We start from the raw sequence: 22149 nt of genomic DNA on the forward strand, positions 1-22149 counted from the left end.
TGGTGTAAATAGGATAGACTTTGATGGCCGCCGGCAGCTTGACTGCCCGGCGGCCATTTTGATCTATATCCAGTTAAGGCTCTGCCGGAGGCACAATGCACTGTCCGTTTTGCAACGCAACCGATACCAAGGTTATCGACTCACGTTTGGTGGGTGAGGGCCATCAGGTCCGGCGTCGCCGTGAATGCACAGAGTGCCACGAAAGATTTACCACCTTCGAAGGTGCTGAACTGGTGATGCCACGTGTGATTAAGCAGGATGGCAGTCGTCAGCCCTTTGATGAAGAGAAGCTGCGTGGCGGTATGCTCAGAGCGGTAGAGAAACGCCCTGTGTCCATGGATCAGATTGAGCAGTCGCTCAGTAAGATTAAGTCCATGGTGCGTGCAACAGGTGAACGTGAAATTCCGTCTGAGTTGATTGGTAACCTGATGATGGAGCAGTTGATGCACCTGGATAAGGTTGCCTATATTCGATTTGCGTCGGTATACCGCGCATTTGAAGATGTTTCCGAGTTTGGTGAAGCGATCGCCAAACTGCAAAAGTGATTGAATGCCGGGCTTCACTGCCCGGTTTTACTACCCGGGTACTTCCCATGTGGTCTGCTCAAGATATTCAAATGATGGCCCGTTCCATCCAGCTCGCCAAACGTGGCCGCTTTACCACGGCACCCAACCCCAACGTGGGCTGCGTGCTGACCGTCAATGATGAAATCGTCGGTGAAGGCTTTCATATTCAGGCCGGTGGTCCCCACGCCGAAGTGCATGCCTTGCGCATGGCCGGTGATAAGTCCCGGGGCGCAACTGCCTATGTGACTCTTGAACCCTGCAGTCATTACGGCCGCACACCACCCTGTGCCAAAGGCTTGATTGAAGCCGGTGTCGCCAGAGTCGTGGTTGCCATGACAGATCCCAACCCTCAGGTCGCCGGTCGCGGCATCAATATGCTTAAAGATGCCGGTATTGAGGTGCAGACGGGTCTGCTGGAAGTGGAGGCTCGTGCCCTGAATCCGGGCTTTCTGACCCGTATGGAAACCGGCTTACCCTTTGTGACTGTGAAAGTCGCAGCCAGCCTTGATGGTAAAACCGCACTGTCCAACGGCGTCTCCAAGTGGATTACCGGCCCCCAGGCCCGCGCGGATGTGCAGCGCCTGCGTGCCCGTCACCCGGCGCTGGTTACCGGCATTGAAACCATTCTGGCTGACAATCCCACTCTGAATGTGCGCTTTGATGAGCTGGGCTCAGTGGTCGATGAGACTGGTGTACTGAATGAATCAACCCTGCAGCAACCCTTGCGTGTGGTGCTGGACTCGAGTGCCAGACTGACAGCTGAACAGGCGTCGAACCTGTTTGGTTTTGCCTCGCCCATACTGCTGGTGTCGACTCAGGCATACAGTGATGCGCAATTGGCCGCTTTTCCTGAGCATGTTGAAACCCTGGTGCTTGCCGCCAAAGATGGCCGTGTTGATTTGGCCGCCTTGCTGGCTGAGCTGGGTAAACGGGTGAATGCCGTGCTGGTGGAAGCGGGTGCAACCCTGGCCGGGGCATTTGTGGCGGCTGATTTGGTTGATGAGCTGGTTTTGTACCAGGCGCCAAAATTGCTCGGCAGTCACGGTCGTAACATGTTGGTCTTGCCCGACTGGCAAACCATGGATAGCATTCCTGCCATGACATTGTGTGATGAGCGCAAAGTGGGTGAAGACAGGCGTTTTGTCTTTAACCTGACAAAGCAGCAATAGACAAGATTTTCATTCCGGGACGCTATACGTGCCGGAGTATAAAGAGTGAGTAACTATGTTTACCGGCATTATCGAAGCAGTAGGGACGATTCGTCAGATCCAGCGTCGGGGCGATGATATTCGCCTGACCGTCGCCAGTGGCACTCTGGATTTGGCCGATGTAAAGCTGGGTGACAGTATTGCCACCAATGGTGTGTGCCTGACGGTAGTTGAGCGTCTGGCCGATGGTTATGTGGCTGACGTGTCAGCTGAAACTGTGGCTCTGACCGGCTTTAACCGTTATCAGGTAGGCACTAAGGTGAACCTGGAAAAGGCGGTGACCCCAACTACGCGTCTGGGCGGGCATATGGTGTCAGGTCATGTGGATGGTATTGCTACCGTCGCTGAGCGCAGCAATCGTGGCGCCGCCATTGAATTCTGGCTGGAAGCGCCGGCTGAGTTGGCTCGCTATATCGCCCACAAGGGATCCATCACTATTGATGGCGTGAGCCTGACCACCAACGAAGTGGACGGCAACCGTTTCCGTCTGACGATTGTGCCCCACACCGCGGCTGAAACCACACTGCTGGATATGCATGCCGGCACTCAAGTGAATATAGAAGTGGATCTGGTGGCTCGCTATCTTGAGCGGCTTATCAGCTTTAAAGACGATGACAAATCTGCCGGTGGCGTCACCATGGAGCTGCTGGCCCGCGCTGGTTTTATGCGTTAATCGACAGTATTTGAGTCAAATCTTTCTACAATGCTGGGAGTGTTTCCTTCCAGTCAAAGCAAAATAAAGGTCTTACAATGGCGCTACATACAATCGAAGAGATCATTGAGGATATTCGTCAGGGCAAAATGGTAATCCTGATGGATGATGAAGACAGGGAAAATGAAGGTGATCTCATCATGGCCGCCGATATGGTGACCCCGGAAGCGATTAACTTTATGGCGACCCATGGTCGCGGCCTGATCTGCCAGACCATGACCCGTGAGCGCTGTCAGCAGCTGAACTTGCCGCTGATGGTAAGCAACAACAATGCTCAGTTCTCTACCAACTTTACCGTTTCCATTGAAGCCGCTGAAGGCGTGACCACTGGTATCAGTGCCCACGACCGTGCGGTGACTGTCAAAGCCGCTGTTGCCAAAGATGCCAGGGCGTCTGATCTGGTGCAGCCCGGTCATATCTTCCCGCTGATGGCGCAGGAAGGTGGCGTGCTGATCCGTGCCGGTCACACTGAGGCAGGTTGCGATCTGGCCCGTCTGGCTGGTTTCGAACCTTCAGGTGTGATTGTTGAGATTCTGAATGAAGATGGCACCATGGCGCGCCGTCCGGATCTGGAGATCTTCAGTGAGAAGCATGGCATCAAGATTGGTACCATCGCCGACCTGATTGAATACCGCAACAATACTGAAACCACAGTGGTGCGCGAAGCTGAGTGTCAGCTGCCAACCCGCTACGGCGATTTCACCATGGTGACCTACCGCGACACCATCGACAACCAGTTGCACTTTGCGCTGGTGAAAGGTGATGTTACTGAGGATGTGCTGGTTCGTGTGCACCTGCCAAGCACCTTTAACGACCTGCTGTTCTCTGAGCGTAACCAGAGCCGCAGCTGGCCGCTGGATCTGGCGATGGGGCGTATTGCCGATGAAGGTGGTGTGCTGGTGCTGCTGGGCAATGAAGAGAGCACTGATGACCTGCTGGCCAAAGTGCGTGCCTTCGAAGCGGAAGATAAGGGCGCTCAGCCAATTGCTGCCAAGTGGCAGGGGACATCCCGTCGCGTGGGTGTAGGTTCTCAGATACTGGCTGACCTTGGTGTGACCAAGATGCGACTGCTGAGCTCCCAGAAGCGTTACCACAGCCTGTCCGGTTTCGGCCTGGAAGTGACTGAGTACGTTTCCGAATAAGATTTTGTGCTGCCGCCTGCTAACTATTTGTCATAACAGGCGGTCTGCATCATTGAGTCGAATTTAACTTTTTCAGAAAAATTGCATAGAGCTTGGACGAAAAGCCTGTGGTATCATACCGCCACTTTTCGCCCCGAGCCCGGGTGCTATAGCAACATAGGTAAGATAATGAACGTAGTTCAAGGTAATATCGAAGCGAAAAATGCCAAGGTGGCGATTGTTGTTTCACGTTTCAACAGCTTTCTGGTTGAGAGCCTGTTGGAAGGGGCGATTGACACGCTGAAACGCTTTGGTCAGGTAGCTGATGAAAACATCACTGTTGTCCGTGTTCCAGGTGCGTTTGAGCTGCCATTGGCTGCACGTCGTGTAGCTGCCAGTGGCCAATTCGACGGTATCATTGCGCTGGGTGCAGTGATCCGTGGCGGTACGCCGCACTTTGATTTCGTTGCAGGTGAATGTAACAAAGGTCTGGCTCAAGTTTCTCTGGAGTTCGACGTACCCGTATCTTTCGGTGTACTGACTACAGATACCATTGAGCAGGCGATTGAACGTTCAGGTACCAAGGCCGGTAACAAAGGTGGCGAAGCTGCCCTGGGTCTGCTGGAAATGGTCAATGTGCTGCAAGAACTTGAACAACAGCTGTAATTAACAGGAAATTCAATGAAGCCTTCTGAGCGCCGTAAGGCCCGCCGTTTAGCGGTACAGGCCGTATATTCATGGCAATTGAGCGGTAACAACGTCGCTGATGTGGAACATCAGTTTCTGACTGAGCAGAACCTGGACGGTGTTGATGTTGCTTATTTCCGTGAACTGTTTGCGGGCGCTGCAACCAAGACTGCGCAATTGGACGAGATGCTGGTTCCATTCCTGGAGCGTCCTCTGGATGAAGTGGATCCAATCGAGAAAGCCATTTTGCGTTTGGCTGCCTTTGAACTAACCTTCCGTAAGGATGTGCCGTTCAAGGTAGTGATCAATGAAGCTATCGAGTCTGCCAAGACCTTCGGTGCCGAAGATGGTCACAAGTTTGTCAATGGTATTCTGGACAAGCTGGTTGCACGTAAGTAACAGACAAAACGGTATCCTATGGATACCGTTTTTCTATGGATTGCTCCGGTAATTTACAGTGAAAGAATTTCAACTGATCGAAAATTTCTTCAGCGGACGGGGTCCCCTGCGCCGCGATGTCTTGCTAGGGATTGGCGACGACTGTGCTGTAGTACAACCTGCTGCCAATAAAGCCCTGGCGATTTCCGTCGACACCCTGGTGGAGAATGTCCACTTTTTGCCTGCCATGCCGGCTGCTGATCTCGGCTATAAAGCGCTGGCAGTTAACCTGTCTGATCTGGCATCTATGGGCGCTGAGCCTGCCTGGATGGCGCTGGCGTTAACTCTGCCTGAGCCCGATGAGCTGTGGCTGCGTCGTTTTTCCGAAGGCCTGCTGGATGCTGCGGAATACTATGGTATTGCGCTGGTCGGCGGCGATACCACACGTGGCCCCAAATCTATCACCATTACTGTCAATGGACAGGTGCCGGAAGATAAGGCGCTTACCCGTGGTGGAGCAAAAGCCGGTGACTGGATCTATGTGACAGGAACTTTGGGTGATTCGGCTCTTGGCCTGCAACTGCTGCAGGGTAAACATGATGCCAGATCGGAGCACAGAGAGTACCTGATAGGTCGCCATTACCGGCCAACGCCACGAGTGTTGGCAGGGCAGTGCCTGCGCGGTCTGGCGTCCAGTGCTATCGACCTGTCTGATGGTTTGATGTCAGATATTGGCCATGTGCTGAAAGCATCTGGTGTTGGTGCTGTGGTTAAGGTGGAAGATTTGCCTTTGTCCCAGGCGATGCTGGATACTGTGTCTCCTGAGTTTGCCCAAAGCCTGGCACTGACGGGTGGCGAAGATTATGAGCTGCTGTTTACCGTGCCGGAAGCCCAGAAAGGGGCTTTGGAAACCTCACTGAGTCAAAGTGGCGTTAAGTTTGTCAAAATTGGCCAGATCTGCGCCGGGAACCAATTAAAGCTGCTCAAGGACGGCGAGCCATTTACCCCCGAGAATCTGGGGTTCGAGCATTTTTAAATGAAGTTGTTTGCAAAAGATGAAGCACTGAATCGCCTGTCACTGGCCAATCCGGTGCACTTTCTGGCTTTGGGTTTCGGCAGTGGTCTCGCTGCCAAGGCACCGGGCACATTCGGTACCCTTGCCGCCATTCCTCTTTATCTGGTGCTGGCTCCTCTGGGGCTGACCTGGTATCTGGTGGCGACCGCACTGGCGATTCTGGCCGGTATCTATATCTGTGGTAAAGCATCTGAAGATATGGGTGTACACGACCATGGCGCCATTGTGTGGGATGAAGTGGCCGGGCTGCTGATTACCATGATTGCAGCCCCTGTGGGATGGCAATGGCTGGTTGCCGGGTTTGTATTGTTCCGCCTGTTCGATATTTTCAAACCCTGGCCTATCCGTATTCTGGATGCCAAAGTGCATGGCGGTCTGGGCATTATGGCCGATGATGTATTGGCTGGTGTATTTGCCTTTCTGTCGATGCAGGTACTGGTGCACTTCTTCGGCTAACGCCAGGCCTAACTATCCCATTGATAAAAACCGCTCATTGAGCGGTTTTTTTGTGAGCGGATAACGGGCCTTATTCGTACACTTCTCAAGCCATAACATTTGTAAATGAGAATTACTTGCAAATGAGATTCAATTGCAATAAGCTCTGCGGTATCTGGTTAGGCTTGGTCTGAATTCATCGCTCATATATTCAGGCTGGACGACAGGATAACGGACTGGAGGAGGTCAGGATGAGTGCCAGAAAAGCAGGGCTCTGGAATATTTTGCTGTCGATAGCATTTGGCGCAGCTATTGTATTAATGTCGATTGCCGTGGAAGATCAGGAATTTGTTACCACCGCCATGTTGGTTATGGTGGGCATATGGTTTGTCCCTTTCGCCTGGTTGGCCAGCCGGGGACAGGCTGATGAGCATTAATGCGATAACCAATAGCGAGAAAAAAGGAGCCATCAGGCTCCTTTTTCAGTTTACTGCTTAAGTTGCGCCAGTACGTAATCCAGTCCAGCGGTTACGGCTGCGACCTGAGCATCATTACATTCATCGTCGGTGACCTTGGGGCTGTCCGGGTACACTTCTGTCGTGGTGCAGTATTCGCTGTCGGTCACACCTGCGCACAGGCCCAGCTTCTTCACCGGATAGTTGATGACACCTTCCTGTTCGACCGGCGCACCAATAATATTGCCATTGCTGTCTGGTGGCGCGATATGGGTCACTTTGCGCACTGAGTCGATCATGGCTTTCTGGAACCCTTCCTGAGGGTTCTCGCTGTCGCCGACCAGATAGAAACCATCAGGCACGATATCAGGCTCATACTCTTTACCGTCACGGGCGGCCAGGGCAGGGCGGAACTCACCTTCGTCAGAATCTGTGGTTTCGTGCAGGTCGATATGAATCAGGAAGTCTTTGCCATAAAGGGCAACCAGAGACATCAGGCCTGCCGATTCTTCTGCCGGGCTGTTTTCCACAAAGGAGCGGTTGGGGTCTACGGCATTAGGGTTCCAGCGGTTGATGACCTCATAGCCCCATGGGCTGATACAGGGGGCAATCAGCAGGTTGAAGTCATGCTCGTATTCGCAAGCACGGGTTTGAGCGAACTTAATCGCCCCCTGCACACCACTGGTTTCATAGCCATGTACACCGCCGGTCACCAGCACTTTGGGTTTGTGCTCATCCCAGTTTTTGCTTTTCAACGCCAGCAGTGGAAAACGGGTTTCATCGTAGCTCAGCGCGCCATACTGAATGACATCAAACTTGTCGGCCAGTGCATGGATCTTCTCTACCACTTCTTTGTGGTAGCTGCGCTTTACGGTAATGGATGCCAGCCACTGGGCTTTTTCCTGCTCACCCCAGGGCATACCCGGCGTTCCGATTGGATAGAATGCTGTGCTCATTTTGATTCTTGTTCTCGAGAGTTTGGTAGGGAAAGCATACGTATCCAGAGTGCTGAAAACCAGCCTCATTAAGGAATTATTACTTATTGGAAAGCACTGAGTAAGCCAGGCTTTGCTATATTCCCCTCCGTCAGCAGTCAGTCTTATCCCGGGCAACAATATTCTCTGTCTGAAACGCCTTGAATGTTAGCATTTGCTAATTATCATTTGCCCGTCTGCAGAGTTTCCTTCCGGCATCAGAATCCGCACTTTTTACCCCTTGAATGGATGCGTTTGTTTTTGAAATGTGTTCATGTTCTGCGCTTGGTAAGTTTTGGTTTTGGTATTGCGATCAGAATAGGTTGGAAATTAACAAGATTTTGCCAGAATTTTGAAATAGATCAGGAAGTTGACTGGTTGATTGTCATTTATCATTTAATCGTGATTCCATAGTGAATTCGCAAATGACGATATACCAATTGACGGCACACGGCCCCTTAGGGGAGCCAGTACATGGAAGAATGCAGAATCAGGTATCAGGGAGGAGAGTATTACAACAACTAAATGAGGTACTATGAGTCATGTAATTTCCGTCGGCCCGCTGGAGTCCTTCCTAATCGCTATCAGCGTACTTTTCCTGGGTCACAGTATTAATGCCAAGCTGCCAGTACTGAAGCGTTTCAATATTCCTGAGCCCATTGTGGGTGGTCTGGTGGTGGCAGCAATTATTACCGCGCTGCACTTTAATCACATAGAGCTTAAATTCGACCTGCCATTGCAGAACACCTTTATGTTGATGTTCTTCGCCACTGTGGGTTTGTCTGCCAACTACACCCAGTTGCTAAAGGGTGGCGCCAAGGTGTTTGTGTTTCTGGCTATTGCTTCCCTGTTTATTGTGGTGCAAAACGCTGTGGGTGTTTCCCTGGCGACCATGCTGGGGCTGGACCCGCTGATGGGCTTGATTGCCGGCTCCATTACCCTGACAGGTGGACATGGCACCGGGGCGGCCTGGTCACAGACCCTGTCTGATATGTATGGCCTGCACAATACCCTTGAGATCGCCATGGCGTCAGCCACCTTTGGTTTGATTATGGGCGGTATTATCGGCAGCCCGGTTGCTCAGCGTCTTATCAAAAAGCATAAGCTGGAGTCTGAGTATGGCTGCGGTGACAAGTTGCAACCACACCCGGAAGTGGTGACCTATAACGAAAACGAAGAGGATAAGGTGACCGCCAAGAAGGTCATTGAGATGCTGTTTATCATGATCCTCTGCGTGACCGGCGCCAAGTATCTGGAGCAGTGGGTGAGCGGCTTTGAGATCTCCTGGCTGACGATTCCTGACTTCGTTTATGCCCTGTTTATTGGTGTGGTGGTGACCAATGTATTGGAGGTCACCAAGACACGCCATATCGATACTGAAACCATTGATATTCTGGGCACTGTGTCGCTGTCGCTGTTCCTGGCTATGGCACTGATGAGCCTGAAGCTTTGGAACATCTTTGACCTGGCAGTGCCATTCCTGATCATTCTGGCGGTACAGTCAGTGGTGATTGGCCTGTTTACCTACTGGATTACCTTCAAGATGATGGGCAGTAACTATGACGCTGCCGTGATGGCCAGTGGTCACTGTGGGTTTGGTCTGGGGGCAACGCCAACGGCGGTAATGAATATGGGCTCAGTGGTGAACCGCTATGGTCCTTCACCTCAGGCCTTTATGGTTGTCCCTATTGTGGGCGCCTTCTTTATCGACATTGTTAACCTGATTATCCTGCAGGCGTACCTGTCGGTTATGGGTTAACATCTGCCTTAAAAATAAAAAGGAGCCAATTGGCTCCTTTTTTATATTTGGCTTATACCATGTCAGACAAGCCTCAGGCGTCTTTATTGATCACCTGCTTACCCTGAACATACACCTTGCGCACATTGGTGCGGCGGTTCAGGGCAATAATTTTCTCCAGTCTGTCTCTTGGGGTATCCAGCTCGGGAATCACAAACAGATCTGAGTCGGGCGCCTGAGTATCGATAATCAGGGCATCGAAGGCATATTCTGGGGCGAATAGACCTACTTTGGTATCGATTGCCAGACCGCCGCCGACAGTGGCCATCCAGTAAGACTCCAGGAAGCTGATACGGCTACCGGCTTCGCCACGCTCAGGTGCCGGCAGATGGGTATTGGTACCATCTTCGCGGACACGGGAGTGGTTAACTGCATCCAGACAGGTATGGAACACCGAAGGCACAGGTGCACCTGAGATGTCGGTTCCCAGACCCACATGCAGATCTTTATCCAGGATCTCGCGGGTCTTCATGGCCGCGTTGGCAAAGTACATATTGGACAGTGGGCAGTGGGCGATGCTGGCACCGGTTGCCTTAATGGCTTCACAGTCGTCATCACTCAGGAAGATAGAGTGCGCCAGTATGGTTTTTCGGGTCAGCAGCCCCATCTCCTGATAGATGGCCACATCACTCTTGCCATAGTGCTCCAGACTGTAATCCCGGGCCCAGTCACTCTCGGAGCAATGGGTCTGAACATGACACTTGTACTTAGTTGTGAGTTCGCCAAGCCCCTTCAGCATTTGAGGGGTGCAGCTTGGGACAAAGCGTGGGGTGACCACAGGGGATACCAGACGCTGCTCGTTGCCCGGCAACGCCAGAACATCCTGAATAAACTGCTCTGTATCAGCCAGCCCCTGAACTGTGTCTTCCAGATAGTAATCGGGACATTGACTGGCATCATCCATATTAATTTTACCCACGAAGCCACGCTGTCCCAGCTCCAGACAGGTTTTTGCCAGGGTGACAGAAGCTTCGTTGTGTATGGTCGCGAAGTACACGGCACTGGTGGTGCCATTGGCAAGCAGAGTCTCTACCGCACTGCGATACATAGGCTGTGCAAAGCTGTTATCGGCAAATTTGGCTTCCAGTGGGAAGGTGTAGTCCTGTAGCCAGTCGTACAGCGGCAGGTCCAGTCCTTTACCAGCCTGAGGCCATTGTGGGGCGTGAACATGCAGGTCTACCATACCTGGCATCAGGTATTGGGAGTCAGTCAGGCGGGTCAGTTTTCCGGCTTGCTCAAGCTGCTGGATATTGGCGTCGAATCCGCTGTCATCATCCGTGGTCACAGACAGGATATTGCCCAAATTGTCGATGCATACCAGTGCCTGAGGCAGGTATTCAAAATCGCCTTTAACCGGCGTATGGAAAAGCTGTCCCAATACAGCAAATTGAACTTGGTTCAGGGTCATCTTGGTACTTTTTGTTGAGGGTATCTTTATGGCGCGAAGCATACAGCAACTGCATATATCAGTTATTCAGAATGTGAGATGTGTGGGGGCTGGATCACACTTGGCGTGAGTTATTTATCAGTTCAGTAGTGAGCTCAGTAATTAGGTTAACAAGATAGGTGCAGCTGAACTGATGTGCCGATCATACTCAGGAGAGGGCAGGAGAGGTGAGCGGGAAAACAATAAGCCCGCATGGCGGGCTTAACTGGGTAGCTGAGGCTTAATGCTGCAGTAACTCTTTGGCATTGGCCAGGGTATTGGTGGTGATGGTATCGCCGCCCAATAGTCGCGCCAGTTCTTCGATACGCTGATCGGCATCCAGCGAGGTCATGGAAGTCTCAGTTTGACCCCCTTTGTTGGCTTTATTAACGAACATATGTTGATGTCCGTTACCGGCAACCTGAGGCAGGTGAGTTACACAGAACACCTGAGTGGACTCACCTAACTGTCGCAACATGCGACCAACCACAGCGGCCGTCGGGCCGGAAATACCCACATCTACCTCATCGAAAATCAGGGTTGGGGTAGAGACCTTGCGCGCGGTAATCACCTGAATACCCAGCCCAATTCGCGATAGCTCGCCCCCTGAGGCGACTTTGGAGATCGGCTGTAGTGGCTGCCCTGGGTTGGTGGTCACCAAAAATTCGACACTGTCAGAGCCAAGGGGTGACATGGTCTGCTCGCAGAAATTAACATCAATAGTGAATTTGCCCTTGGGCATATTCAGCTCTTTGATCGATTGAGTTACCAATTTATCCAGCTCTTTGGCATACCGGCTGCGGCTTAGGCTCAGCTTTTGCGCCTGGGCGATATAGGCCTGACGGCTGGCCTCAAGCTCCTGCTCTATCCCTTCAAGCTTGCTGTTGTCGCCATCGATGGCGTCCAACTCCTGTTTAAGCTTGGTATGATGGGCAACCAACTCCTGTGGCGAGACTATATGTTTGCGGGCCAGTTGCATTGCCTGAGACATTCTTTGTTCCAGTTGGGCAAAGTGCTCAGGATCCAGCTCCAGATGACTTTGGTAGCGCTGCAGTTCCGCTGCACTTTCCTGAACAGAGATAAGCGCCTCATTAAGCATATTACCTATGATTTCCAGTTCCGGATCATAGTCCTTAAGTTCATCGGCCAGCATAACGGCTTTGTTCAGCAAAGACTCCACATTGGCATCTTCACCTTCACTGAGCAGATACAGACCCTGCTGACAGTTCTCTATCAGGGCACTGCCATTGGCCAGGCGCTTGTGTTCGGCTTCAATCTCATCGAACTCACCGGGCTGCAGGGCAAACTCATCCAGCTCTTCTACCTGATATTGCAGTAGTTGTTTGCGGGCAATACGCTCCAGAGAAGACTGTTGCAGTCGTTTCAATTCGGACTGGGTTTGTTTGTATCTCTGATAGGACTTGGCAACATTTTCCAATAACAGCTTATGATTGGCATAGCTGTCCAACAGGGTAAGTTGATGCTCACTTTTCAGCATGGCGTGATGGGCATGCTGGCCATGTATACCAACCAGTAGCTGACCCAGTGACTTGAGTTGCTGCAGGGGAACCGGGTTGCCATTGATATAAGCGCGGGAACGACCATCTGCGTTAATGGTGCGACGCAGGATGCACTCATGCTCAGCATCCAAGTCGTTGTCTTCCAACCAGCGTTTGGCCAGGGGGATATCATCAACAGAAAAACGGGCGCTGATTTCAGCTTTACCTGCACCGGGCCGAACACTGGATGCGTCGGAGCGATTACCCAGGCAGAGACCCAGGGCATCGATGGCGATGGATTTACCTGCACCTGTTTCACCGGTAATACTTGTCATACCGGGGCGAAAATCCAGCTCGAGAAAGCGGACAATGGCATAATTGTTGATGCTGAGTTGGCAAAGCATAGTGATTCCCCGTGGAATACGCTGATTGACTAAAAACAATGCAAACACTGTATTGATACACAGTATATACTGATTTTATATACAGTAAACTACTGGATGTGAATTTCCTCTCCCTGTGCCGGAGAAGATTTGATTAACTTCGCATTTTCAGGGGTTTATTGTCTAATTCTAATTCATGGTTGAGGTGTGAGGAGGGGCTGTTGACCGTCACCAAAGTGAATGATTTGGAACTTATCTACCTGTTCGTGCACGTAGTAAACGCCGGCAGTATGTCAGCTGCTGCGCGCAACTTAGGGGTGCCGGTCGCAACCGTAAGCCGCAAACTGGCTAAGCTGGAAGCGGTACAGGACAGACACCTGTTAATGCGCAATACCCGTAAGCTCAGACTCACCGAAGAGGGGCTGATCCTGTTTCAGCGCTATTGCAGTGTGGTCAGCCAGTTTGATGAGCTCAGCAGTGAACGCAGCGACAGACCCGAAGGAACCCTGAGACTGGCTGCGCCTATTGCGATTGTGTCCATGGTATTAATGCCTGCCTTCAACGAGTTTTGCCGGCGCTATCCTGATATTCGATTGCATATCAGCCAGTCCAATCAGGTGGTTGACCTGATTGATGAAGGGGTGGATGTGGCGATAGTGGGGGGGCGACAACCAGATTCCTCCTGGATTTCCAAAACCCTGGGAGTTCTGGACTATAAGTTGATGGCCTCTCCCGACTATCTGGCTGCCAATGGCCGACCTGAACATGCCAATGATCTGTCCAATCACAGACTCATCAAGGTCTGGCCTCTGTATAACTGGCATCTGAAACACCCAAATGGTGAGAACTTTTTCCATGAAGGCGCAGGGCACTTAACCCTGTCTGATCTGCATGGCGCTATCCGTTCGGCGGTCGATAACGGCGGCATTTTGTATGGGCCTGAATTGTTCGCCAAAGGTCAGTTGGAGCGGGGGGAGCTGGAGGTGTTATTGCCCCAATGGATTGGCGAGCAACGGCGTATCTCGCTGCTTTATCACCAGCGAATCCATCAACCTGTGAAGGTGAGACTGTTTCTGGAATTTATGCAACAGCAGGCGGAAGAGTTGTTCGCCCTATCTTGATGCAGTAACAAGCTGCTGGCTATCTGCGTGAACGCAGCAGAGTTGAACCTGGGGAGGTGGCTGGCGGCAGGGTTTGAGAGCGAACCTCGGGAATCACCCCGAGTTCACGGTAAAACTTAATCACCCGCTTAAGCTCAAACAGCGAGCCCAGGCGGGTTTCATCACCTATGGTCAGCTTCCAGCGATCAGTTTTTCCTGAATCATTGGTGAGCATATATCCATCGATGATGAGCTTGTGGGACATGGTATCAGTCTGCCGATATGCCGATATTGGACACGCCGGAGGCGATAATGTCTTTGCGCAGCTCCTTCACCAGCTCAGCGCTGATAGGGTTCTGCTCGATAATATCCAGCAAAGAGGACTGGAGTTCTCGCTCTTCCTGCATGATCTCCTGCTCGAAGATAAAGTCATCCAGCGCATCGCCGTCCAGCTCTGTATCTATTGTAGCTTCAATATAGTTGGCTACGGTGGCAGAAGACAGTTTACTGATGTTCACCATGTCATCTTCCTGTTTGCCCTGAATAGCGCTGAGCAGAGAGGTGAGGGCAACAGCAGCGTCCATCGCCGGGTAAGCGCCGTAAACAACAAAGTCCTCCGGGTCAGGAGTAACAGCATCCAGTCGCTCAAGGTGGACTTCATAGTTGAACTTCAGTTTGCGGTCGTACAAAGATTGCCACAGGAGTTCCAGAACAGTAGACAGCACCTGGCTGTCACCAAACTCACAGACCTCTGCAAAAAGCTGATAGTTGGGATACATGCGCTGACAAAGCGCGGTGGCAAACAACTGCTTCTGCAGTGGTTCAAGCGCCTTTAGGCGTTTGAAGAAGCCGGGTTTTTTGGTCATTGGTTTCGTCCGCAGTTAGCTGGGAAATCACATGTTTCGCAGCAGATTCTACCTTAGTTAGTTCATCAAGTAACTCCAGAATTTCCGGCTCGAGGTCACTGATTTCGGTATTGTGTTTCAGGGCTGACTCTATCTCCTGACACAGTTTGCGGGTGTTTGGCACGCCACAGTAACAACTGGCACCATGAAGCTTGTGTACTGTGCTCAACATGGTCTGTTGGTCATTGTCCTGCAGGGCTTTTTCAATCTGTGTAACTGTTTGTGGCAGGCTGTCGAGCAGCATAGTGAGCATTTCCAGCGCCAGGTCTACTTTTTGATTCGACTGTGCCAGGCACTGCTCCCAGTTCAGGGTTTGCAGATCAAACTCGGAGAATTCAGGCCGGGTGATCCAACGGGTTATCACCTCTTTCAACGCTGCTTCATCAATCGGCTTGGGCAGGTAGGCATCCATCCCGCTGCTCATAATGCGTTGCCGCTCTTCTGCAATGGCGTGGGCAGTTACCGCAATGATGGGCGTTCTGCGATTATTGGAATTCATCCGGATGCGACGGGTCGCGGTAATACCATCGGTACCCGGCATCTGAATATCCATGAAAATCAGGTCGAACTTATGGGCCTGGGCTTCGCTGATCGCCTTGTCACCACTGTTGACCGTGACCACATCTGTCACCAACTCATTGAGCAGGGTATCCATCAACTTGAGGTTGGCAGGGTTGTCATCGACTGCCAGCACTTTAAGCTCATGCTTTTGATGTGCAGCGGCGACCGGGCTTTCCACATTGACAAAGGAGTCGCCCAACTGGGTAAACAGCAGCGCCCGGGCCAGCACATTGTCACCCACTGGTGGAGTTAACAGCTTGTCAGCCAGACGGGTGCAGTTTTCCGGCAGCATCTGTTTGCTGAGGCAATCATCCAGCAATATTAGTTTGCCGACTCTGGGCTTCAGGGTTTCGACAGCTCGGCTGATGCTTTCGGTATCGGGGAATCCAAGGCAGCTGAGGATGGCTATATCCACCTGAGGTGCGTCTTCTATCAAGTGGCATAGGGCTGTGTAGTCACTCACTGGCAGCAGTTTCATACCCCACTTGCCCAAACGGTTGGACAGTACCTGCATACTCAGATTCTTGGGCTGGAACAACAGTACCTGGGCATCCTTTAGTTGGGCAACCGACAGGCTGTCACCAATGGGGAACTTGGCATTGAGCAGGGGCAGGGTAAACCAGAATGAAGAGCCTTTGTGCTGTACTGAGTTAAAGCCGATCTGACCGCCCATCTGGTTAATAAGGCGCTTGGTGATCACCAGCCCCAGGCCTGTACCACCGAAGCGGCGAGAGATAGAGGAGTCGGCCTGACCGAAGGCCTGGAACAGGAGTTCCTGATGGTCTTCACTGATGCCGATACCTGTGTCGATAACTTCACATCTGAGAGTGACTTTATCGCCGGTTTCGCCCACCAGTTTGATATTCAACTGAACACTGCCTTCATCGGTGAATTTGATGGCATTGCCCACCAGATTGGTAATGATTTGCCCGACGCGCATGGCATCGCCACTGACCCCTTCGGGCACGTCATCATTAATATTGACCACCAACTCAAGGCCTTTTTCCCGTGCGCTGCCTGCAAGCAAAGCCAGGGTGTCATCCATCAGATCCCGCAGGGCAAATGGCATGTTCTCCAGTACCATTTTGCCGGCTTCCAGTTTGGAGAAATCGAGAATGTCGTTAATGATGCCAAGCAGGTTGGCGGCGCTGCGCTCAATGGTACGAATATATTCAAGCTGACTGGCGTGAAGAGGCGTCTTTAACAACTGGCGGGCAAAGCCAATCACACCATTCAATGGGGTTCTGAGTTCGTGGGACATATTGGCAAGGAACTCAGACTTGATACGGCTGGCTTCCAGCGCGCGTTTTTTGGCGAGATCCAACTCCACGTTCTGGATCTCAATCTGTTCCAGAGTTTCCCGTAAATCCGATGTCGCCTGGTCAATATTCTGCTGCATCTCGTCATGGTATTCCGACAGGGAGGACGCCATGGCGTTAATCCCCCGTTTCAGCAAATCCAGCTCACCAATCAGGTTGCCTTCAAGTCGGGTGTCCAGCTTACCCTCACGGATTTTCGCCACGACTTTTACCATTTCGGTAATAGGGTGGGTCACGTTCTTAAGCAGGCGGAAGGTAAACAGCAGATTCAGCTGCACGCCAACCAGCACAATAATAAAGGCGGCAACGGCGGCTCTGTGATATTCCAGCAGGGTTTTTTCTTTGTTGAGCAGCAGGGCGATATACCCCAGATACCTCGGACTGTCCGGCTGTCCCTTGGCGCCCTGGGATGGCTCGACAATTCTCAGTTCGCCGGGTTTATACCCCTCATAAATAGGCGTACGCATGATGACGGTATCGCCCAGGGTTTCATGCTCTGTATTCAGCAGCTCGGCCACATTGCCGGGATAGCGCATCACCTCAAAGTCTTTATGATAGTGAGAGGTGATAAACAGTTGATTGTTCTTGTCGAAAATCGCAATGGATTTGACCAAGGGGGAACGACTTAATTGGGCACTTGCCAACAGGCGTTTGCTGGATTCTCTGTCGTTGTTTTCCAGGCCCACTTCGGAAGCGATGGCCAATGGCTCGATGATATTGCTTCCCTGTTCAAGCAGGGTTTCTTCGAGCTGATAAAATCTGTCTATGGTAAAATAGCTGCCCAGCAGGATCCCCATCAGAATAGTCGGTGCCAAAGCCAGCACCATTACCCAGGAACGCAGGCTGTATTTGGTCATGTCTTGGGCATTATTCATTGAAGCGGGAAGATCCTTAAACGGACAAATCATTGTAATGGTACAAGACTGCCAGATATTTCGCAGGCTTTACCAGAGATTTATCGATTCTGAGGCCGAAATGGCACAATTTTTCAAAGCAAAACCAAATAGATCCAAACAACTCTCGGCAAAGCTGTCACTCCAGATCACCTCACTGGATCATCTCGGGGCTGGTATCGCCCAGCATCAGGGCAAAGTGGTGTTCATTCCGGGGGCACTGCCCGGAGAGACTGTCACCGCGCAATTAACTGAACAGAAAAAGCAGTATGCCAGGGGCAAACTGCTGAAAGTTGAACGTGCCAGCGACGCCCGTATCCAGCCAGAGTGTCCTCATTTTGCCCGCTGTGGCGGCTGCGACTTGCAGCATATGGATGTCGCCGCTCAGCGTAACGCCAAAGCTGACGCGCTGGGGAATATGATGAGCCGTGCCTGGGGGCAGGAGTTCAAGGTGGAAGATATTTTGTCGGGCAGTGCCTGGCATTACCGCCGTCGTGCCCGTCTTGCGACCTGGTATGACAAACAAAGCAAGCAGCTGGAGCTGGGGTTCCGTCAGGAAGCCAGCAGCAAAGTGGTTGCGATCGATGCTTGTCCCGTGTTGGCCGAGCCCCTGTCAGACCTGATTTCTCCTCTGCACAGCCTGCTGAATAAGCTGAAGCTGAAATCGACTCTGGGCCATGTGGAACTTATTGAGGTGGAGTTGGGTCGATATGTGGTGATTCGGGTCACCAAAGCCATCAGTGAAAAGGATGGTGCAGCGCTGGAAGCCTTTGCCGCAGAGCACAGGGTAATTGTGCTGTTGGCCGACAACGAGGGCCACTGCTACGACCTTAAAGGTGAGGAAGCCAGCGTCGCCTATCAACTGGATGAACTGGAGTTGGCGTTCAAGCCCGGCAACTTTATTCAGGTTAATGGCGAGATCAATCGTTTGATGGTGGAGCGCGCGGTCGCCTGGCTAGCGCCACAGCCAGATGAGCGGGTACTGGATCTCTTCTGTGGTGTGGGCAACTTCTCTTTACCACTGGCCAGGACAGGTGCTCAGGTTGTCGGTGTGGAAGGTGTGCGTGAAATGGTTGAGCAGGCCAGAGGCAATGCGACTAAAGCGGGAATGGATAATGTGGCGTTTTTCCACGGCGACCTGAGCGCTGACCTTTCGGCCGAGCCCTGGCTGGGCAAGATAGATAAATTGCTGTTGGATCCGGCCCGCGCCGGAGCGTTTGAAAGTCTGCAGTGGCTCAGCAAAATGAAGCCCGCCAGTCTGGTGTATGTGTCCTGTAATCCATCCAGTCTGGCCCGGGACAGTAAAGTATTGCAGGAGAAAGGCTATCGTCTGGCTCAGTTGGCTTTGGTAGATATGTTCCCCCAGACTCATCACATCGAGGCGATGGCACTTTTTGAGCGCTGCTGAAATTAACTGCTGAATCTGCAGGTTTTACACTCAAAACCTTGAATGAATTGTTAAATTCATAATTTTTGTGCGAAATAAGGTAAAAATCTGCGCACTTAACGCCAGCTTGTTTGACAAGCTTCAAACAATGCTGATGATAGGCAGTACAGTAAGGCCTGCAGGACTTTGTCCTGATGTAATAAGGAAGTATGACACCATGGTATCTGTTCGCGAAGCACACTTTAATGATCCGGATTTTCAACTGGAAAAGTGGGTAGACCGTTATGTGGCCGACACCAAAGATGCCGGCATGCTGCTGGCACTTATCCGCCGCATCGATGCCATGGCAAAAGCACAAGAGGTCGAAAGCCGGGAGCTGGTTTCCAAGGCGCGGGAGATGGTGGAGATCCTCGCTCCCCTGAATATGGATATCGAGACGCTGCAGGCGGCGGTGCTGTTTGAGGCCCTTGAAGCCGGATTGATGGACGCTGAGCAGCTGGAAGAGCTGTTCGGTAAAGGCATGGCTCAGCTGGTTGAAAGTGTTATCACCATGGACGGCATCAGCGCCCTTAAGATTAATAATCAATCCCGCTCAGCCGAGCCGCAGATAGACAATATTCGCCGCATGTTGCTGGCCATGGTTGAGGATGTTCGTGCCGTGGTGATCAAGCTGGCCGAGCGTATCTGTCTATTGCGGGCTGTGAAAAATTCAGATGAAGAAACCCGGGTGCTGCTGGCCCGGGAGATCGCCGATATCTATGCCCCTTTGGCCAACCGCCTGGGGATTGGTCAGCTCAAATGGGAGCTGGAGGATATCTCCTTCCGCTATCTGCATCCCGAGACCTATAAAGACATTGCCAAGCAGCTGGATGGCAAGCGGCTGGATAGAGAAACCTTTATCGACAGCTTTGTCAGTCAATTGCAGGCAAGGCTGGATGAAGAACATATCCGCGCCAAGGTGTATGGTCGTCCCAAGCATATTTACTCCATCTGGCGCAAAATGAAGGGCAAGGACCTTGCCTTCGATGAACTGTTTGACGTGCGCGCCGTGCGTATCGTTACCGAACGTCTTCAGGATTGTTACGGTGCCCTGGGTGTCGTACACACCATGTGGCATCACATCCCGCGGGAGTTTGATGACTATGTGGCCAACCCTAAGCCCAATGGTTATCAGTCAATCCACACTGTGGTGGTGGGGCCTCAAGGCAAAACCGTAGAGATACAGATCCGTACTCAGCAGATGCATGAAGATGCTGAGCTGGGAGTGGCAGCTCACTGGAAATATAAAGAGGGTACCAGCGGCGGTAAGCAAAGCGGTTACGAAGAGAAGATTAATTGGCTGCGTAAAATTCTGCAGTGGCAGGAAGACGTGGCTGAAAGCGGAAATCTGGTGGAAGAGATCCGCTCTCAGGTGTTTGAAGACAGAGTCTATGTGTTCACGCCATCCGGCGAAGTGGTAGACCTGCCGCTGGGCTCCACTGTGCTCGACTTTGCCTACTATATTCACTCTCAGGTGGGGCATAAGTGTATCGGCGCCAAGGTGGATGGCCGCATTGTGCCCTTTACCTATCAGGTGGAAACCGGCGAGCGTATCGAGATCATCACCTCCAAGACCCCCAACCCGAAGCGAGATTGGCTGAACCCCAACCTCGGCTATATACGGTCATCCCGTGCCCGCTCCAAGATCTTGCACTGGTTTAAACAGCAGGACAGGGATAAGAACATTGTTGCCGGTCGAGAGATGCTGGAAACCGAGCTGTCCCGTCACAACCTTAAACTCAAGGATGCCCTGTCTGCGGTAGAGCGTTTTAACGTGACATCCATGGATGACCTGCTGGCGGCCATTGGCGGTGGCGATGTTCGCCTGAATCAGGTGGTAAACCATACCCAGAGTAAGTTGCGCAACGACGAGCCGACTGAAGAGGAAGTGGTTGAAGATCTGGTTAAGAAGACTCAGCCAAAACCTGCCAGCAAGAATCGCGACCAGGTTGAGGTAAATGGTGTGGGTAATCTGCTCAGCCATATTGCCCAGTGCTGCCACCCTGTACCCGGCGACGAAATTATCGGCTTTATTACCAAGGGGCGTGGTATCTCGGTTCATCGAGAGGATTGCGAACAGGTTAAAGAGTTGATGCGTCAGCACCCAGAGCGCACGGTGGATGTGGTCTGGGGCGAGAACTACTCAGGTGGTTATCGGGTTAAAGTGCGGGTTACCGCCAATGACAGATACGGCCTGCTGCGGGATCTCACCTCTGTGCTGGCATCGGAGAAATCCCATGTAATGGCAATGAGTTCAAGCTCGGAAGTCAAGACGCAAACTGCCACCATTGATTTGGAACTGGAACTCTATAATTCCGATGGCGTCTCCAGAGTCCTGTCCAGGTTGGGGCAGATTGAAGGCGTTTATGAGGTTCGCCGCAAGTGAGGAGTGACACAGTGCAGGGGAGTAACCTCGACCGTTTACTGCAGATTATGGCCAAACTGCGGGACCCGCAGGGTGGCTGTCCCTGGGATCTGGCTCAGGACTTTAAGTCCATCGTACCTTTCACTCTGGAAGAGGCCTATGAAGTGGCGGACACCATAGAACGTATGGCCTGGGATGAACTGCCCGATGAGCTGGGCGACCTCTTGTTCCAGGTGGTGTTTTATTGCCAGCTGGGCAAGGAGCAGGGCAGATTTGACTTTGAACAGGTCGCCGGTCGTATCTGTGACAAGTTGACCCACAGACACCCCCATGTATTCGGTGAACTCAAGAACCTCTCCAGCGAGGAGATTAAGTCCAACTGGGAGCAACTCAAGGCTGAGGAGCGGGCTGAAAAGGATATGCACAGTGTGCTGGATAATATCCCCAAATCTTTGCCTGCGCTGTCCCGCGCGGCCAAAATACAGAAGCGGGTCGCCCGTGTGGGATTTGACTGGGATAACACCGCCGATGTGGTGGCCAAAATCCATGAAGAGGTGGACGAGGTACTGGCTGAGGTGAATGTGCCCCAGCCGGATAACGCCAGAGTGCAGGATGAGATGGGCGATCTGCTGTTTGCCGTGGTTAATCTTGCCCGCCATCTGGGTATCGAGCCGGAACAGGCGCTGCGTCAGGGGAATGATAAGTTCGAGCGACGTTTTCGTCAGGTTGAACAGTTGGCTTCACAGTCCGGTCGGGAAATGACTGAGCACACTCTGGATCAGCTGGAAGCCTATTGGCAGCAGGCGAAGGCCAAAGAAGCAAAATAAAATCACCGGATCAGGTGATTCTTTGTTTGTCTAAAA

At 52.1% G+C, this 22149-nt stretch carries 20 protein-coding genes; 14 read left to right on the top strand and 6 right to left on the bottom strand.

Going from position 1 to position 22149, the window contains the following annotated elements:
- Positions 1 to 95 precede the first annotated feature (95 nt).
- The 9 genes from nrdR to L2725_RS03395 all read left to right on the top strand — a co-directional run bounded on the left by nrdR (position 96) and on the right by L2725_RS03395 (position 6619).
- Entirely contained in the window at positions 96 to 545 is a 450-nt protein-coding gene (gene nrdR / locus L2725_RS03355) for a transcriptional regulator NrdR (protein WP_115135342.1), read from the top strand.
- Positions 546 to 592: 47 nt separating this feature from the next.
- Positions 593 to 1735, top strand: a complete 1143-nt coding sequence (gene ribD, locus L2725_RS03360) for a bifunctional diaminohydroxyphosphoribosylaminopyrimidine deaminase/5-amino-6-(5-phosphoribosylamino)uracil reductase RibD (RefSeq protein ID WP_249247647.1) — start codon at positions 593 to 595, stop codon at positions 1733 to 1735.
- Positions 1736 to 1790: 55 nt separating this feature from the next.
- Positions 1791 to 2447, top strand: coding sequence for a riboflavin synthase (locus L2725_RS03365; protein WP_249247648.1), 657 nt, complete (start codon positions 1791 to 1793; stop codon positions 2445 to 2447).
- A 77-nt stretch (positions 2448 to 2524) separates the two neighbouring features.
- Positions 2525 to 3628, top strand: coding sequence for a bifunctional 3,4-dihydroxy-2-butanone-4-phosphate synthase/GTP cyclohydrolase II (ribBA, locus tag L2725_RS03370; protein ID WP_249247649.1), 1104 nt, complete (start codon positions 2525 to 2527; stop codon positions 3626 to 3628).
- A 168-nt stretch (positions 3629 to 3796) separates the two neighbouring features.
- Positions 3797 to 4273 (top strand): 6,7-dimethyl-8-ribityllumazine synthase, encoded by a 477-nt coding sequence (ribH, locus tag L2725_RS03375; protein WP_115135338.1) that lies wholly within the window; start codon positions 3797 to 3799, stop codon positions 4271 to 4273.
- 15 nt (positions 4274 to 4288) lie between these two features.
- Complete coding sequence (gene nusB / locus L2725_RS03380) at positions 4289 to 4693, top strand: transcription antitermination factor NusB (protein WP_115135337.1); 405 nt, start codon at positions 4289 to 4291, stop codon at positions 4691 to 4693.
- Between the two features lie 58 nt (positions 4694 to 4751).
- Positions 4752 to 5708, top strand: coding sequence for a thiamine-phosphate kinase (thiL, locus tag L2725_RS03385; protein ID WP_249247650.1), 957 nt, complete (start codon positions 4752 to 4754; stop codon positions 5706 to 5708).
- The gene (locus tag L2725_RS03390) at positions 5709 to 6203 is read left to right on the top strand and encodes a phosphatidylglycerophosphatase A family protein (RefSeq protein WP_249247651.1); all 495 of its coding nucleotides are present in this window, start codon (positions 5709 to 5711) and stop codon (positions 6201 to 6203) included.
- Between the two features lie 230 nt (positions 6204 to 6433).
- Complete coding sequence (locus L2725_RS03395; protein WP_115135334.1) at positions 6434 to 6619, top strand: hypothetical protein; 186 nt, start codon at positions 6434 to 6436, stop codon at positions 6617 to 6619.
- A gap of 50 nt (positions 6620 to 6669) precedes the next feature.
- Here the strand turns inward: L2725_RS03395 and L2725_RS03400 are convergent, their stop codons facing one another.
- Positions 6670 to 7593 carry a M14 family metallopeptidase gene (locus tag L2725_RS03400; protein WP_249247652.1) on the bottom strand — a complete coding sequence of 308 codons (924 nt, stop codon included), beginning with the start codon at positions 7591 to 7593 and terminating at the stop codon, positions 6670 to 6672.
- 553 nt (positions 7594 to 8146) lie between these two features.
- On the opposite strand from L2725_RS03400, the gene gltS reads away from it, so the two are divergent.
- The gene (gene gltS / locus L2725_RS03405; RefSeq protein WP_115135332.1) at positions 8147 to 9370 is read left to right on the top strand and encodes a sodium/glutamate symporter; all 1224 of its coding nucleotides are present in this window, start codon (positions 8147 to 8149) and stop codon (positions 9368 to 9370) included.
- 73 nt (positions 9371 to 9443) lie between these two features.
- Here gltS and guaD read toward each other — a convergent pair whose 3' ends face one another.
- Together guaD and recN are read right to left on the bottom strand one after the other, a co-directional pair.
- Complete coding sequence (gene guaD / locus L2725_RS03410; RefSeq protein ID WP_249247653.1) at positions 9444 to 10817, bottom strand: guanine deaminase; 1374 nt, start codon at positions 10815 to 10817, stop codon at positions 9444 to 9446.
- 259 nt (positions 10818 to 11076) lie between these two features.
- Complete coding sequence (gene recN / locus L2725_RS03415; protein WP_249247655.1) at positions 11077 to 12738, bottom strand: DNA repair protein RecN; 1662 nt, start codon at positions 12736 to 12738, stop codon at positions 11077 to 11079.
- Between the two features lie 200 nt (positions 12739 to 12938).
- Between recN and L2725_RS03420 the strand changes: the two genes are divergently transcribed.
- Positions 12939 to 13838: a LysR family transcriptional regulator gene (locus L2725_RS03420; RefSeq protein WP_249247656.1), complete on the top strand. Its 900-nt coding sequence runs from the start codon at positions 12939 to 12941 to the stop codon at positions 13836 to 13838.
- Positions 13839 to 13857: 19 nt separating this feature from the next.
- On the opposite strand, the gene L2725_RS03425 is transcribed toward L2725_RS03420, so the two are convergent.
- Genes L2725_RS03425 through barA form a run of 3 tightly spaced genes read right to left on the bottom strand, consistent with a single transcriptional unit; the run spans position 13858 to position 17477 of the window.
- Positions 13858 to 14082, bottom strand: a complete 225-nt coding sequence (locus L2725_RS03425; RefSeq protein WP_249247657.1) for a hypothetical protein — start codon at positions 14080 to 14082, stop codon at positions 13858 to 13860.
- Positions 14083 to 14086: 4 nt separating this feature from the next.
- Positions 14087 to 14683, bottom strand: a complete 597-nt coding sequence (locus L2725_RS03430) for a YjaG family protein (protein WP_115135329.1) — start codon at positions 14681 to 14683, stop codon at positions 14087 to 14089.
- On the bottom strand, positions 14640 to 17477 hold the full coding sequence (barA, locus tag L2725_RS03435; RefSeq protein ID WP_249247659.1) for a two-component sensor histidine kinase BarA: 2838 nt from the start codon (positions 17475 to 17477) through the stop codon (positions 14640 to 14642). The genes L2725_RS03430 and barA overlap by 44 nt, the downstream gene beginning before the upstream one ends.
- Before the next feature lie 100 nt (positions 17478 to 17577).
- On the opposite strand from barA, the gene rlmD reads away from it, so the two are divergent.
- From rlmD to mazG, 3 genes are all read left to right on the top strand, one after another.
- Positions 17578 to 18903 carry a 23S rRNA (uracil(1939)-C(5))-methyltransferase RlmD gene (gene rlmD, locus L2725_RS03440; protein ID WP_249247661.1) on the top strand — a complete coding sequence of 442 codons (1326 nt, stop codon included), beginning with the start codon at positions 17578 to 17580 and terminating at the stop codon, positions 18901 to 18903.
- A gap of 196 nt (positions 18904 to 19099) precedes the next feature.
- Positions 19100 to 21307: a GTP diphosphokinase gene (gene relA / locus L2725_RS03445; protein ID WP_249247662.1), complete on the top strand. Its 2208-nt coding sequence runs from the start codon at positions 19100 to 19102 to the stop codon at positions 21305 to 21307.
- 11 nt (positions 21308 to 21318) lie between these two features.
- On the top strand, positions 21319 to 22113 hold the full coding sequence (gene mazG / locus L2725_RS03450; protein WP_346429380.1) for a nucleoside triphosphate pyrophosphohydrolase: 795 nt from the start codon (positions 21319 to 21321) through the stop codon (positions 22111 to 22113).
- Positions 22114 to 22149: the final 36 nt, after the last annotated feature.

Origin of the sequence: Shewanella corallii (assembly GCF_023349125.1) — a bacterium.
Lineage (GTDB): Bacteria > Pseudomonadota > Gammaproteobacteria > Enterobacterales > Shewanellaceae > Shewanella > Shewanella corallii.